The sequence below is a fragment of the Actinomycetota bacterium genome (genome assembly GCA_019347575.1).
Lineage (GTDB): Bacteria > Actinomycetota > Nitriliruptoria > Nitriliruptorales > Nitriliruptoraceae > JAHWKY01.
In genome coordinates, this window is record JAHWKY010000022.1 from 66179 (window position 1) to 80413 (window position 14235).

Annotated in this window: 14 protein-coding genes; 7 read left to right on the forward strand and 7 right to left on the reverse strand. The window is 71.2% G+C overall.

Annotation, left to right across the window (positions count from 1 at the left end; genetic code table 11):
• Positions 1–10: 10 nt before the first annotated feature.
• Both KY469_15015 and sigJ read left to right on the forward strand, forming a co-directional pair.
• Positions 11–925, forward strand: coding sequence for an NAD(P)H-binding protein (locus tag KY469_15015; GenBank protein ID MBW3664409.1), 915 nt, complete (start codon positions 11–13; stop codon positions 923–925).
• Positions 918–1847 carry an RNA polymerase sigma factor SigJ gene (gene sigJ / locus KY469_15020; protein ID MBW3664410.1) on the forward strand — a complete coding sequence of 310 codons (930 nt, stop codon included), beginning with the start codon at positions 918–920 and terminating at the stop codon, positions 1845–1847. Before KY469_15015 ends, sigJ begins: the two co-directional genes overlap by 8 nt.
• On the opposite strand, the gene KY469_15025 is transcribed toward sigJ, so the two are convergent.
• The gene (locus KY469_15025) at positions 1813–3369 is read right to left on the reverse strand and encodes a hypothetical protein (GenBank protein MBW3664411.1); all 1557 of its coding nucleotides are present in this window, start codon (positions 3367–3369) and stop codon (positions 1813–1815) included. The genes sigJ and KY469_15025 overlap by 35 nt on opposite strands.
• Before the next feature lie 587 nt (positions 3370–3956).
• Between KY469_15025 and KY469_15030 the strand changes: the two genes are divergently transcribed.
• The 4 genes from KY469_15030 (at position 3957) to KY469_15045 (ending at position 7968) form a co-directional block, all read left to right on the forward strand.
• Positions 3957–5252, forward strand: a complete 1296-nt coding sequence (locus tag KY469_15030; GenBank protein MBW3664412.1) for a sulfotransferase — start codon at positions 3957–3959, stop codon at positions 5250–5252.
• Positions 5249–5962, forward strand: a complete 714-nt coding sequence (locus KY469_15035) for a TetR/AcrR family transcriptional regulator (protein MBW3664413.1) — start codon at positions 5249–5251, stop codon at positions 5960–5962. The genes KY469_15030 and KY469_15035 overlap by 4 nt, the downstream gene beginning before the upstream one ends.
• Positions 5963–6047: 85 nt before the next feature.
• Positions 6048–7256 (forward strand): cytochrome P450, encoded by a 1209-nt coding sequence (locus KY469_15040; protein MBW3664414.1) that lies wholly within the window; start codon positions 6048–6050, stop codon positions 7254–7256.
• A 67-nt stretch (positions 7257–7323) separates the two neighbouring features.
• On the forward strand, positions 7324–7968 hold the full coding sequence (locus KY469_15045) for a hypothetical protein (protein MBW3664415.1): 645 nt from the start codon (positions 7324–7326) through the stop codon (positions 7966–7968).
• A 76-nt stretch (positions 7969–8044) separates the two neighbouring features.
• Here KY469_15045 and KY469_15050 read toward each other — a convergent pair whose 3' ends face one another.
• Together KY469_15050 and KY469_15055 are read right to left on the reverse strand one after the other, a co-directional pair.
• Positions 8045–8248: a cold-shock protein gene (locus KY469_15050; GenBank protein ID MBW3664416.1), complete on the reverse strand. Its 204-nt coding sequence runs from the start codon at positions 8246–8248 to the stop codon at positions 8045–8047.
• Between the two features lie 321 nt (positions 8249–8569).
• Entirely contained in the window at positions 8570–9964 is a 1395-nt protein-coding gene (locus tag KY469_15055; protein MBW3664417.1) for an amidohydrolase family protein, read from the reverse strand.
• Positions 9965–10051: 87 nt separating this feature from the next.
• Between KY469_15055 and KY469_15060 the strand changes: the two genes are divergently transcribed.
• Complete coding sequence (locus KY469_15060) at positions 10052–11827, forward strand: TM0106 family RecB-like putative nuclease (protein ID MBW3664418.1); 1776 nt, start codon at positions 10052–10054, stop codon at positions 11825–11827.
• An 88-nt stretch (positions 11828–11915) separates the two neighbouring features.
• On the opposite strand, the gene KY469_15065 is transcribed toward KY469_15060, so the two are convergent.
• From KY469_15065 to KY469_15080, 4 genes are all read right to left on the reverse strand, one after another.
• Entirely contained in the window at positions 11916–12377 is a 462-nt protein-coding gene (locus tag KY469_15065; protein MBW3664419.1) for a YbjN domain-containing protein, read from the reverse strand.
• Positions 12378–12393: 16 nt separating this feature from the next.
• Positions 12394–13203 (reverse strand): SDR family NAD(P)-dependent oxidoreductase, encoded by an 810-nt coding sequence (locus tag KY469_15070; protein MBW3664420.1) that lies wholly within the window; start codon positions 13201–13203, stop codon positions 12394–12396.
• A gap of 92 nt (positions 13204–13295) precedes the next feature.
• Positions 13296–13937, reverse strand: a complete 642-nt coding sequence (locus KY469_15075) for an ester cyclase (protein MBW3664421.1) — start codon at positions 13935–13937, stop codon at positions 13296–13298.
• 68 nt (positions 13938–14005) lie between these two features.
• On the reverse strand, positions 14006–14235 hold a 230-nt coding region (locus tag KY469_15080; GenBank protein MBW3664422.1), incomplete at its 5' end, for a hypothetical protein.

A 14235-nucleotide genomic window follows, 5' to 3' on the forward strand; every position in this document is an offset into this window, starting at 1 on the left:
AGGAGGGACCATGCGGATCTTCGTCTCCGGAGCCACCGGGGTACTGGGCCGCCGGGCCGTGCCGGGCCTGCTCGGCGCGGGCCACGACGTGACCGCGCTCGCACGACGGGACGCGGACGCCGAGCGGCTGGGTGAGCTCGGCGCTAGGCCCGTCCGCGCGGACCTCTTCGACACCGCGACCTTGCTGCCGGTGCTGGAGGGTCACGACACGGTCGTCAACCTCGCGACCCGCATCCCGGAGGCGTCGAGGATGATGCTGCCCGGCGCGTGGCGAGAGAACGACCGCCTGCGGACGCAGGGCGTCGCCAACCTCGTCGCTGCGGCCGCGCGCGTCGAGGCGTCGCGGTTCGTGCAGGAGTCGGTCACGTTCCTGTACGCGGACGGTGGCGACAGGTGGCTCGACGAGTCGTCGCCGCTCTCACCGGAGAGCGTCACCGCCTCGGCACGGGACGCGGAACGGACGGTCCAGAACTTCAGCGGGGACGGTGTCGTGCTGCGCTTCGCCCTGCTGGTCGCTCCCGAGTCGCCCCACGGCCGCGACCTCGTCGCGTCGGTCACGAAGGGCTACCTGCCACTGCTGGGTGACCCCCATGGCTACGAGACCTTCGTGCACGCCGACGACGCCGCGGAGGCGGTCGTCGCCGCGCTGGAGGTCGAAGCGGGGGTCTACAACGTCAGCGAGGACGAGCCATCCCGCAAGGTCGATCACGCGGCCGCATGGTCGGCGGTCACGGGTCGTGAGGTGAAGCTGCCTCCCGCTCTGCTCGCCAAGCTCCCCCGCGCTCGCCTGCGGGCACGGTCGCAGCGGGTCGCGAACCGACACCTCCGGGAGGCATCCTTGTGGCGGCCCCAGCACCCGCGTCTCGTCGAGGAGTGGGCGCGGATCGCGACCGAGCCCGGTGGGGAGGTGGCACGGCGTGGCTGAACGCTCGGCGGACCCGTCGGTCGGAGCTGCGACTGCTGCGGCGAGCTTCGAGCACGAGCGTCCCCGTCTCGCGGCGATGGCTTACCGCATGCTCGGCAGCCACACCGAGGCGGAGGACGCGGTCCAGGAGACCTACCTGCGCTGGGCGGCGGCCGATCAGGCCGTGATCGACAACGTCGGGGCGTGGCTGACCACCGTCTGCACCCGCATCTGCCTCGACCGTCTGCGTTCCGCGACCAGACGTCGCGAGACCTACGTCGGCCCGTGGCTGCCCGAGCCGGTGCTGACCGATGATCTCGACCTCACGGAAGCGACCGCGATGGGCGAGTCGCTCACGCTGGCGTTCCTCGTGGTCCTCGAGTCACTGTCGCCACTGGAGCGCGTGGCGTTCCTCCTGCACGACGTGTTCGAGCACGGCTACGACGACATCGCGGCCGTCCTCGATCGGACCCCGGATGCGGTGCGCCAGCTGGTCAGCCGTGCCCGGCGTCACCTCGAGGAGCGCCGGCCTCGGTTCGAGCTGGACGCGCAGCGACGCTGGGAGGTCGCCGATGCCTTCGTAGCCGCAGCTGCGGGCGGGGACATGGAGGGGATGTTGGCGCTGCTCGCACCGGACGTCGTGCTCACCGCCGACGGCGGCGGTGTGGTGTCGGCCGCCCGGAGGCCCCTTGAGGGCCCCGACCGCGTCACGCGCTTTCTGCTCGGGTTGTTCCGTCAGGCGACCGAGACCGTCGAGATCGTCCGCCACGCCGTCAACGGCATGCCCGCCCTCGTGGTCCGCGACCACGGCGACCTCGTGGTCGTGTTCGGCTTCGACGTCGCCGACGGCGTCGTGACCGCCATCCACGCCGTCCGCAACCCCGCGAAGTTCGGCGGGTTGCGTGGGGCTACTGGTCCTCGAACAGGATCAGGCGGCAGCTGAACCCGCCCCGGACCTCGGTCGCGGCGAGGGTCGTGAACAGGTCCTGCTCGGCGTCGTCGGGTACCGGGACGGCCGCGTCGGTGATGTCGCGGCCCTCCTCGCAGTCGGGCGTCCAGCCCTCGAGCCACGGGGCGGGGCACTCCTCGTTGCCAGCCCAGCGGAACACGTCGAAGCCGCGCCGCATGTCGCCGGTGTAGAGGTACTCCGGGTTCGTCGCCGCCTCGTAGAACTTCGCCGCCCACACCTCCGAGCCCCAGTCGAACGGGCTCGCGGTGTCGGCCATCACGGCGGCGCCGATCTCCCGCGGCATCGTCGGATCGGTGAAGTCGATCACTCGGGCACCGGCGATGTACCAGCCGACGCTCATGACCCGGGTGTGCTGCGACGGCCTCCCGAAGTGCGACGTGCAGGCGCGCTTGTCGGTGCGGCCGATCACCGGCGGCTCGAAGTAGCCGATGGGACCCACCGGAGCGGCTTCGTTGTCACCACTGATGTCGTAGAAGCCCAGACCCTCCCCGGGGCATACGCCGGTGCCGTCGGCGAAGAAGCCGCCGATGGCGAGGGATTCGTTGTTGGTGATCATCACCTCGCCGTCGTGGCTCGGCCACAGACCGTGCGCGTACGTTCCGACGTTCGGGGTCGCTCCGGGAGCGCCGGTCGGAGGATCGGGGATGGCGCCCGTCAGCGAGATCAGCTCGGGAGCGACGGGATCGGTGGAGTCGTAGATGGCGTAGTTGTTCTCCATCGCGACGTACATGCGGCTGCCGTCGGCGTTGAACTCGCCGTCGTGGGGCCCGCCGACGGTGGGGACGGTGATGAAGGTCGGCTGGTCGAAGCCGTCGCGGAGATCGACGATCGCCAGCTCCGACTTCTCGCCGTTTAGCAGGGCGACGTCGGTCGTCCCGACCTGCACCGAGCCGATCGCGCCGGTCCACGAGTACCCGACCGCCTCGGTGGGATGGAAGGCGAAGTTGTGCACGCCGTCCATCCGCAGCCCCACCAGACCCACCGGGTTCCACGGGTCGGTGACGTCGAAGAGCGCGGTCCCACCGTCGCCGCCACCGCGCCGTGGTCCCGCCTCGCGACAAGGCGTGCCGTGGTTGCTGAGCGAGATGACGGTCCGCAGCGTGTCGGTCTCGTCGGTGAACTGGTGCACGCCGGGGTCGGAGCGCGGCTGCTTGCACACGACCTGGGAGGCGAGGGTGGTGTTCTCGGGGTCGGTGATGTCGAAGATGAACGCCCCGTCGCCGTACGCTCCGACGACCGCGAAGTCGCGTTCCTCGATCACCCCCGCCTCGACCTCGATCGGGGCGGTGAAGAACTCGAGGTCGGTGCCCTGGCTGTCGTCGCCGAGCGGGCCGGTCACCTCGTTGAAGTTGAAGTTGTACACGTGCTCGAAGTTGTACAGGTCCTCCTCCCCCGGATCGGGGCGGTTGTCCTGCGGCGCGGACAGCGCCAGGAGCCCTGGCAGCGCCAACACGAGTGCGACGACGATGCCGTGGCGGAGCAGGAACGAACGCACGGGTGCTCTCCGAGGGGTCGATGGTCCGTTGGTGGCCCCTTCGCCGTGCGGATGGTCGGTTCCTGCTTCCGCGCGCGTCCTGTGCACTTGGTCGATCGGCCGGTCCCCTCGAGCGGTCGCGGACAGGCTGGCTGACCGGGGGCAGGACCGTTGGTCCCGGCCATCCGAGGGGGGCTCGCCCTTGAGATGTCAGCGGAGCTGCCGTGTACTGAGGTGGAAGGTGCGCCCCGACATCGACCTGCCCGAGCCACGAGGGATCACGTGACCTGAGACCGCTTCGTCCGTGGCGCCCGCGGGCGCCGCGGCGGAGCACCCGCCGCACCGCCCCGTTCGTTCTCCCCGCGCCCCCGGACGGGGCGGTCGTCGGAACGCGCCCCGCGAGTCCCGTCGCTCGCGGGGCGCGTTCTTGTACTCGCGACAGGGCATCCGCCCCGTCGATGGGGCCGTCGCACACGACCCGCCGCCGAGAGCGCGGTCTCGGCGGCTGTGCTGGTAAGGGGACCCGGGCGCGAGCCAATATCGTGCTGTGCTCAAGTAGCCGAAGGCGGTAGCACAACCGTGCTGGGATCACCGTGCGGAAGGTAACGATGCCGAGAAAGCAGCCCTTGGGCGTGCGTGCCCTCAACGCCGCCGGGGCGCTCGCGGGGCGCGTGGGTCTGTCCCCCTCGCTGGACCCCGACGGGTTGGTCGCGGCTGCCCGACGCCGCACTGGCCTGTACGACCTCGGCGACGATGCGGCGTGGCGCCCGGGGTTCGAGCTGCTGGTCGCGTCGCTGGAGGACGAGGCCGGCCTGACCACGATCGGTCGCATCGCGGCGCGCACCCGGCTGCTCGCGCTGCTCGAGACCCGGCTGCGGCTGCTCGACCACCGTGCCCGTCACCGTGACGTGGCCGAGCAGGTGATCGAGCGGCCGATCTTCGTGCTGGGTCTGCCGCGGACCGGCACGACCGTCCTCTACGGGATGCTCGCCGCCAACCCCGCGACGCGCGCCCCGCTGTCGTGGGAGGTGGCACGGCCCTTCCCGCCACCGACCGGACCGGACGCCGACCGCGAGCGCATCGGGGCGACCGAGAAGGAGTTCCGCCAGTTCTTCAAGCTCGCCCCGCACGTGGAGGCGATCCACCCGCTCGGGGCGCGGTTGCCTCAGGAGTGCCTCGCGCTGCAGGCTCCGAGCTTCGTGAGCTACGAGTTCCCGACCACTTTCCCGGTGCCGTCCTACTGGCAGTGGCTGCGGGGCGCCGACGTGCGTCCCGCCTACCAGTTCGAGCGCTGGTTCCTCCAGCACCTGCAGTCGGGCTACGGAGGCGCGCACTGGGTCCTCAAGACCCCTGCTCACCTCATGTGGCTCGACATGCTGCTCGAGGTGTTCCCGGACGCGCTGCTGGTGCACACCCACCGCGACCCCACGACGGTCATCGCGTCGGTGTCGTCGCTGATGTTCGCGTTGCGGTCGGCGGTCGCGAACGGCGTTGATCCGCACGAGGTGGGGCGCGAGCAGCTCGAGGCGTGGGCGTGGGGGCTGCAGCGGACGCTCGACGTGCGAGGTCGGCTCGCTGAGGACCGGGTCGTGGACGTGCGCTTCGAGGACACCGTCGGTGACCCGGTCGGGACCGTGAGGTCGGTGTACGAGCGCTTCGGTCTGCCGCTGACCGGCGAGGTCGAGCGGGGCGTGCGCGCCTACCTCGACGCCAACCCCCGCGACAAGCACGGCCGGCACACCTACCGCCTGGAGGAGTTCGGGTTGACGGAGGCGGACTGCGACGCCGCCTTCGCCGCCTACGCGACCGCTTCGCCCCGTGACCCTGGCTCGGCATCGGGATCCCATGCGGTTGGATTGAGCGCTCCGAAGATATGTAGGGTACACTACGTAACCGAGCGGTGAGAGGTACACGACTGGCCCGGACCCAGGCACAGCGCAAGACCGAGACGCGCCAGCGTCTGCTCGGCGCCGCCGCGCTGCTGTTCGCGCGCGAGGGCTACGACGCCACCTCGGTCGATGCCATCGGCGACCTCGCCGAGCGCACCTCGGGATCCGTCTACGCCCACTTCGGCAACAAGGAGGGGGTCCTGCTCGCGCTGCTCGAGGGCTTCCAGGACCACCTCGCCGCGGTGGTCGAGGCCGAGTTCGCCACCCGCCCCGACCTCCCGACGCGCCTGCACGCGCTGTGGTCCAACATCGTCGACCACCCCGACGGCGACGACTGGTTCCTGCTCGAGGTCGAGCTGTGGCTGCACGCCGCCCGCCACCCCGACCGCGCCCCGACGCTGCGAGCCCGCTACGAGGCCATCCACGCCCTGATGCGCGACGAGTTCGCGCGGTGGGTCGACGAGTTCGGTCTCCAGCCGCTCGTGTCCATCGACGCGCTCCCCCAGGCGGTCATGGCGACCGTCATGGGCCTGGCGATGCAGGACCGCATCGTCCCCGACGCCACCTCCGACGAGCACGCCGTCGCCATGCTGGCTGCGCTCTTCAACGCTCACCTTGGCGACGGCGCGTCCGCGCCGTCGATCATGGGCCCGCGTTCAGCCCGCGACCGAGAGCGCGGTCTCGGCCGCTCGGCAGCCATGGGGCCCCGGGCCGTCGACTCCTAGAAACCACTCAACGACCGGAGACACCGTGCCCCGACTCGACGCCAACCGGATCTACGCCGAGGCCGACGCCCTCGACCTCACCGACATCGACCTGCTCGCCGACACGTGGGCCGACCGGGTCCCGCACGCGGAGTTCGCCAAGCTGCGGCGCGAGGCGCCCGTGTTCTGGCACGAGGAACCCCGAGACACCGGCTTCTTCGCCATCACCAAGCACGACGACATCGTGACCATCAGCCGCGACCACGAGACCTTCTCGACCGAGCGAGGCGGGACCTTCATCCCGACCCAGCGCGAGGAGGACCTGATGCAGATGCGGCTGTCCATCCTCAACATGGACCCGCCCCGCCACGATCGGCTCCGCAAGCTGATCAGCGCCGGTTTCACTCCCCGCCAGATCCGCCGACTGATCGCCGCCGTCGAGGAGCACGCCGACGAGATCGTCGACGCCATCGCCGAGCGGGGCGAGGTCGACTTCGTTGCGGACGTCGCGTCGCCACTTCCCCTGTGGATGATCTGCGAGATGCTCGGCATCCCCCAGGCCGACTGGGAGCAGATGCGCATCTGGTCCGACCGCATGGTGGGCTTCGACGATCCCGACCTGTCGGTATCGCCTGAGGTGCACATGCAGGCGGCGATCGACATGTTCACCTACTGCAACGAGCTCGTGCAGAAGCGCCAGTCCGACCCTGCCGACGACATCCTCTCGACGCTGGTCCACGCCGAGGTCGACGGCGACCGGCTCAACGAGCTCGAGCTGAACCTGTTCTTCGTCACGCTCGTCATCGCGGGCAACGAGACCACGCGCAACCTCATCAGCCACGGGATGCTGGCACTGTTCGATCACCGCGATCAGATGGAGAAGCTGCAGGCCAACCCCGACCTGATGCCCACCGCGGTCGACGAGATGCTGCGGTGGGGCAGCTCGATCCAGAACTTCCGCCGCACCGCCACCCGCGACACCGAGGTCGGCGGCGTCCCGATCGCGGAGGGACAGAAGGTCGTGACCTACTACCTCTCCGGCAACTACGACGAGGACCACTTCGACGCCCCGTTCGAGTTCCGCGTGGACCGCACCCCCAACGAGCACGTCACCTTCGGGGGCGGCGGCGTGCACTTCTGCCTCGGGTCGCACCTGGCCAAGGCCGAGATCGGCGCCACCATCGGGTCGGTCATCCGTCGCCTCCCCGACATCGAGCTGGCCGGCGAGCCCGAGCGGCTCCGCAGCGACTTCATCAACGGCATCAAGCACATGCCGGTCCGCTTCACGCCCCGCGCCGCACGGGGCGCCGCCTAGGCCGCATGACGGTGGGGCTCGACGTGCCTGAGCTGGGCATCAGCCTCCTCCCACTAGGCTGAGCGGCATGTCCCGCCTGCTCACGCTTCTCGTGCTCGTCGGCGCCGCGCTCGCAACCTTGGCCGCGCCAGCCGCGGCTGCGTGCCACATCGCCGCGTTCGTCGAGGACGCCGTCTCGGTCCAGGAGTCGGCCGGCACCGTCACCCTGACCGTGTTCCTCCAGGGACGCCAGCCCTCGTGCGAGGGCACGGTCGACTTCGCCACCGAGGACGGCAGCGCCACGGCGGGGGAGGACTACACCGCGCCCGAGGGCACGCTGCAGTTCGTCGCCGGTGACGACCGCGAGGAGACCATCGAGATCGCGATCCTCGGCGACGACGTCGACGAGGGCGACGAGCAGTTCACGGTGGTGTTGAGCAACCCCAGCGGCGGCATCAGCGGCACGTCCACCCCGGCGACGGTCGTCATCACCGACGCGGGTGGGGCGACCGGGGCCGCGACGGGGGACGACGCCACGGCGACGCCCGGCATCCCCACGCCGGTCGAGGAGGACACGGTCGGCGAACCGCAGTCCGACGCCACCACGCCGGTGGACCCCGAGGTGGCCGCCGAGGTGGAGGAATCCGGGCCCGGCTTCGTCGTGCTGCTCGTGATCGTGTTCGTCGTCGTGATCGCGATCGCGATCATCGCGACCCGTCGCCGCGAGGACTGATCGGGCAAAGAGTTGCGCTCCGGCCGAAGCCGGAGCGCGACATCTGCGTCAGCCGCTGTCGCGGCCGCTGCGGGGTTCAGAGCGGCCGAACATCGGTGGCCTGGGGGCCCTTCTGGCCCTGGCCTACCTCGAAGCTGACCTTCTGCCCTTCGTCGAGGGTCTTGTAGCCCTCGGACTGGATGGCGGAGAAGTGAACGAAGAGATCCTCACCACCGTCGGCGGGCTGGATGAAACCGAAGCCCTTGTCGGGGTTGAACCACTTCACGGTGCCTTCTGGCATGTCTTTCCCTATCTGGTGCACAAGGTTGGGGGGTTCGTACTTTGGGGAACCTGACACCCCGACCGGGTGCGTGACGTTGACAAGGTACACGTTCGGGGCGTCATGTGCGACCTCGGTCACCGCTGCCCTCGCGGGCAGGAGAGGTGCCTTCCTCGGTGAGCGACCGGCCTCGTAGCCTGGGACCAGCACGCCCACGGATGGCTACAGAGAGGAGGGTGACGTCGGACAGCGGCTGTGGAGCCAGGTCGGGACCGGCATGCGCGACGCGCTCCTCGCCCGGGTGAGCAGCTCCGTCGGCAGCGCCGGCGGCTGACCTCGCCGTCAGCTAGCCCTGCGGATCGCGGCGATGTCGTCGCGCGTGAAAGTGCAGTCGTCGGCGGGAGGGTCGAGGCCGTACAGCCGCGCTGCGTTACCCGCGAGGATGCGCGTCTTGAGATCGTCGTCCAGTGCCGGGTAGCCGTGTCGCTCCTGCAGCTCCGCCGAGATGTCGAACGTGCGGAACGCGTCGATCTGGCCCTGCGGCGAGCCGTACCAGATCGAGTCGGTGCCCCAGACCACGTTGTCCGGACCGAGCCGGGCCGTCAGCTTGCCGAGCGTGTGCGCTGCCTGGTCGGCGTCACGGAGCACGTTGAACCAGGTCGAGCCGAGCTCGGCGTACACGTTCGCGCCGGGCGGGATGTCGTGGGCATCGAGCGTCGCCAGCAGGCGGTCGATGCCGCCGCCCGGTGCGGCGGGGTCGTAGGGTCCTTCCACGACGGCGGGCTCGTACCCCGAGTGGTAGACGACGAAGTCGACGTCGGGGTTGGCGACAGCCGCCGCCCCGATGTCCTCCGGGGAGCTCCAGGGGTCGCGTCCCGAGAAGCCTTTGTGCACCGCGATCCGCGGCACCCCGACCTCGCGGGCACGGTCGATCAGTGCCTGACCGACCTGGGGCGCGGCTGGGTCCGCATCGTCCAGTCGCCACGGGGCGCCGGCGGTGTGGGTGTAGACCTTCCACGCGACCACCTGCTGCTGCGACGCGAGGTCGGCCATCGCCGCGAGCTGTGCCTCGAGCGGGCCCACGGTCGGGTTGACCTGCCCCTGGAGCGCCAGCCGACCCGGCCCGCACACGCGGTCCGCGAGCTCGCGTGCCTGTGCCATCACCTCGGGAGACAGCGGGTGGTCCGGGCCGGGCGCGATGGGGACGGCGGAGAGCACGACGGCGGTGGTCTCGGACTCGAGGAAGTACAGCTCGAGGAAGCGCTCGATCGAGAAGCAGGCGCGTGGGTCGTCGGCGTCGCACCGCGCCTGGGGGAACTGGTCACCCCAGAACGAGGTGCGGGGCGCGGTGAGGTCGTACTCGAGGAGGTGGCCCTGCACGTCGATGATCCGGTCCGGTGCCGCGAACGTCTCCGTCGCCACGTCCGGGTCGATGGTCGCCTCCGGCGTCACCCGGAACGTCCCACCCGGGGTCGCCGGGGTCGGTCGTGAGCGCGCCTCCTCACGGGTGCACGCCCCCAGCGTGAACAGCACCGTCGCCATGCCCGCGCTCGAGCGCAGGAACGCCCGGCGGGTCATGCCCCGCCGGCGGGCGTGATCGGCGGCGGTGTCGCGGGCGCGCCGGGCCGCCTCAGCCACGACCGGTGAGACCGGAGGCGGGTCGTACTCGTCGCTCGACGCCGGACCGAGCTCGAGTGGCAGCGGTTCGCCGGAGCGGTCCTCGGGTGGTAGCGGCACGGGCGCGCCTCCCGTCGACTCGCCGCGACCGTACCGCTCCGGCCGAGGTGTGGCGGCGCTGTCACGGGTGGGGCGTATGGTGCAGTGGTGAGCACCGACGGACCTGGCACCGACGCGACGACGCGTGCACACTCGGTGACGGCCGAGCTCAACCGCTACGACCCCCACAGCGGCTGGACCCGCCACGATGTGGCCACGGTCCCGCCACAAGGCGCGTACGTCGCCAAGCGCTGCCCCGTCCGCGCGCAGTGGGACGTGGTCGAGCCGGGCGACCCCATCCCGCTCGACGACACCGTGGTCGCGCGCATGGCGGCGGGCGACGCCTTCGAGGCCGAGGTGGTGGCGGCCATCGTGGCGCGCTTCCCCGACGCCGTCGTCGCCGCGGGCGAGGTTCCCGACCGGGAAGTGGTGACCGTGGCCGCGATGCGCGACGGCGCCCCGCTGATCGTCGCGGGGCGGCTGCCGACCGACGAGACGGGCCGCCGCGTCGGCGAGCCCGACCTGCTCGTCCGTTCCGGCGACGCGGCGGTGGACGGTCGCTGGCGCTACCTGCCCGTCGACATCAAGCACCACCGCGCGGCTGGCCGCGAGCACGATGGCACCGCCGCAGTGGTGGCCGATCTCGAAGGGCTGCTCGAGGCCCCGACGGCCGCTGCGGAGGAGCCCAAGGCGGGGCGACGCCACCGCGACGACCTGCTCCAGCTCGCGCACTACCACCGCATGCTCGAGGCGTGCGGCCACGCCGCTCCTGCCCCCGCGTGGGGCGCGATCATCGGCCGCGAGTCCCGGGTCGTGTGGTACCGGCTCGACCGGCCGATGTGGCGCACCCCGTCGCGGTCTCAGGGCAGCAAGCTGCGCACCTCGCTGCAGATCTACGACTTCGAGTTCGCCTTCCGGCTCGACGTCAAGGCGGTCGCCGGCGCCCACGCCGATGACCCGTCGGTGCCGTTGCTGGTCGTGCCGGTGCGCATCCCCGAGTGCGGGGCGTGCGTGTGGTGGGGCGTCTGCCGTCCGATGCTGGAGGACGCCAACGACATCTCCCTGCTGCCGCGGCTGTCCTGGAGGCAGTGGGCCGCGTTCCGCGAGATCGGCGTGTCGACGCTCCCGGCGCTCGCCGCGCTGTCCCTCGACCGCCAGGTAGAGGGCGTGACCGCAGAGCAGGTGCGGATGTTCGTCGAGGACGCGCGGGCCCGGATCGGCCCCGCCGATGCCTACCTGCGCCCCGGCTGCGAAGCGGTCGCGGTGCCGGGCGGCGACCTCGAGGTCGACGTCGACATGGAGAGCGTCGAGGACGGCGTGTACCTGTGGGGCGCGTGGGTGACCGACCGCGCCGGGACCGGTCTGGTCGCCCCCGGCTACCACCGCTTCGACTGCTTCGATGGCTCGCTGGGGGACGAGGGCGCGGCGGCGGCGTTCGCGGCGTTCTGGTCGTGGCTCGGGGCGCTGCGCCGTGCCTGCGCCGCGCGGGGGAAGAGCTTCCGCGCCTACTGTTGGTACGCGGCGGCCGAGAAGGGGGCGCTGCGCGCGCTCGCTCCCGGCGCGGGCGTCGAGGACGAGGTCGAGGCGTTCATCGCCTCCGACGAGTGGGTCGACCTGCACGCGGTTACCCGCGACCACCTCCTCACCGGGTTCGGCTACAGCCTCAAGGAGGTCGCCCCCCTCGCCGGCTTCGCGTGGCGCGATGAGGACCCGGGCGGGGCGCAGTCCATGCTGTGGTACGCGCGTGCTATCGACCCCTCGACCGGGGCGGCGGAGCGCGAAGCGCTGGTGGCGCGGCTGCTCGCCTACAACGAGGACGACGTGCGCGCCACTGCGGCGGTGCGCGAGTGGCTCGCGAGCACGCCGTTCCCGCCCCTCCCGTAGGGGGAGTCGGTGACGGTGCGTTGGAGGTGGCGCGCTAGCCGTCGCCGCGGTCGACGTCTGTGGCGTCGCTGCGGCGTCGCGCGTGGCGCTACTCGGTGCCGATGGCCTCGATCTCGGCGATGGTCTCGTCCGCCGGCACCCCGCGGGCGACCGCCTCGAGGCCGGGCAGGTAGCGGTCCATGACCACGACGTTGCTGTGCACCAGCGACCGCAGCAGCGGCTTGGTGGGCTCGACGTCCTCGAGGTCGATGCTCGTGCGGAAGCGCACCTCGCCGGTGTCGAGGTCGTACTCGAACGTCCCGATCGCGAGGTCCCAGTTCGCGCGCGTAACGAACGCCATCCCCTCGTCGCGCTGTTCCTCGGGCACGAGGTCGGGGTAGACCGAGTAGAGGAGCAGCTGCTCCTGGTCCTCACGCACGACCGTGACCAGGATCCAGTCGCCCGAGTTGCCGCTGACCCGGGTCACGAGGACCCCGTCGAGCTCCGACTCCTCCAGCGGCCAGTCATCCTCCGTGAGGAACTCGCGGATCGCGTCCTCTATCCGTCCCACGCTCGCTTCCTTGTCCTCAGGGGGTGGTCGGTCCCGTGTCGCGCTCGCTGGGCTTGGCCGGGGCGCGTCGGAACAGCAGCCGCCCCGCCCGGCGGGGCAGGTTCGCGATGGCGACGAGCGGGGCGGCGGCCCGCGGCATGCGGACCTCGGGGCGGTCCCGCTCGATCCCGTCGACGACGGCGGCGACGAGGTCCTCCATCGGCGTGATGTCGCGCCCCTTGGAACGCTCGACGAGGTAGCGGATCGGCGGGTAGCTGCGTGCCTCGTCGTCCATGTCCGTGCGGACGCTGCCGAGGTGCACCGCCGTCAGCACGATCGGATCGTCGCGCAGGTCCGCACGCAGCCCGTGCGTCAGGTGCGTCAGCCCCGACTTCGACGCCCCGTACGCGGCGAGACCGGGCGTCGCGAACACGCCGGCCATGGACGAGATGTTCACGATGTTGCCGCGGCCCCGCTCGAGCATGCGGGGGATCAGAGCGTGGCACAGACGCATCGGGGCGCGGAGGTTGATCGTGAGGATCTGGTCCAGCGCATCCCAGTCGGCGTCGGGGAACCAGCCGATGTTGGATACCCCCGCGTTGTTGACGAGCACGTCGATGCCGCCGTCGTCCTCGATGCGCTCGACGAGCTCGGGGATGGCGTCGAGCTCGGCGAGGTCGGCGGGGTAGGCGCGGCCGCCGATGGACTGGGCGAGGTGCTCGAGCGGCTCAGCCGATCGTGCCACCAGCGCCAGGTGCGCGCCCCGCCGCGCCAGGGCGCGGGCGAGTGCCTCACCGATGCCACGTGAGGCACCCGTGACGAGGACCCGTCTGCCGGCGAGGTGCATGCGGTCGCTCGTTGGTCGGTGGTTGCAGGTCGGGGGGGTTCGGTCGGGGCGCATGTCGGGTGGTCGGCTGGGGCGGTCGACCGCTGACGTGGTCAGCGCTTGGTGCGCGCCTGGAGGTTGGCACGGAGGGTCTGCAGCGCGTTGAACCCGGCCATCATCGCCCGGTCCGGCGCGGAGCCCTGACGGGGGAGCAGACCCACCTGCCGGGCGAACGTGAGGCCGTCGTAGTAGACGGTGTTGTGCACGAGCAGGCCGTTGTGGAACTCCATCACGTCGATACCGCGGATGTCGACGCGCTTGCCGGTCGGGGCGATGCCCTGCCACGGTCCGCCTTCGAACGTGCCGCGGAGGTGCCACTGGCCGACCGCCGTGTTCTCGTCGACCTCCATGATGTTCTCGACCTCGAAGTCGAGATCCGGGAGGGCCGCGAACGTCTCGGCGAAGAACGCGCGCAGGTCGTCGTGGTCGTCGATCGTCCCGGTCACGAGGAACTCCTCGACGATCTCGGGGTGCCACGTCGCGGCCAGCGCTTCGAGATCGCGCGCTGCCAGCGCCCCGAACGCCGCCGCCATGAGCTCGCCCGCACGGGGCGTGGTCTTCGCCTTGGTGGTTCGGGGAGCGCTGGAAGCCGTGACCTCGGCGTCAGCGCTGCCGGTGCCAGGGGTGGCGGTCTCCGTGTCGGCGGTGTCGGTGGTGTCTGCCACGTCGGTGTCTGCCACGTCGGTGTCTGCCACGTCGGGCTCCCGTCCTCGGATGCCTGTGACTCTAGGCGCTGGCTCACACCCGGCGGGGCGTGAGGCGGTCAGCGGCGGCGGACGGGTTGGACCTGGTCGACGTCGAAGTCCTCGATGGTGCGGGTGAGGTCCACGGTCAGCTGCGACCACGGCCCGGGCGGGGCGGGTGGGGTGGCGGCGGGGCGGTAGCGCACGGTCCAGGTCTGGGTGACCACCACGTCGTAGACGCCGGTGTGGGTGTAGACGTGGCTGAGGGTGCCGTGAGGCCACGGGGCGCCGACGTCGTCGACCGGGCCGG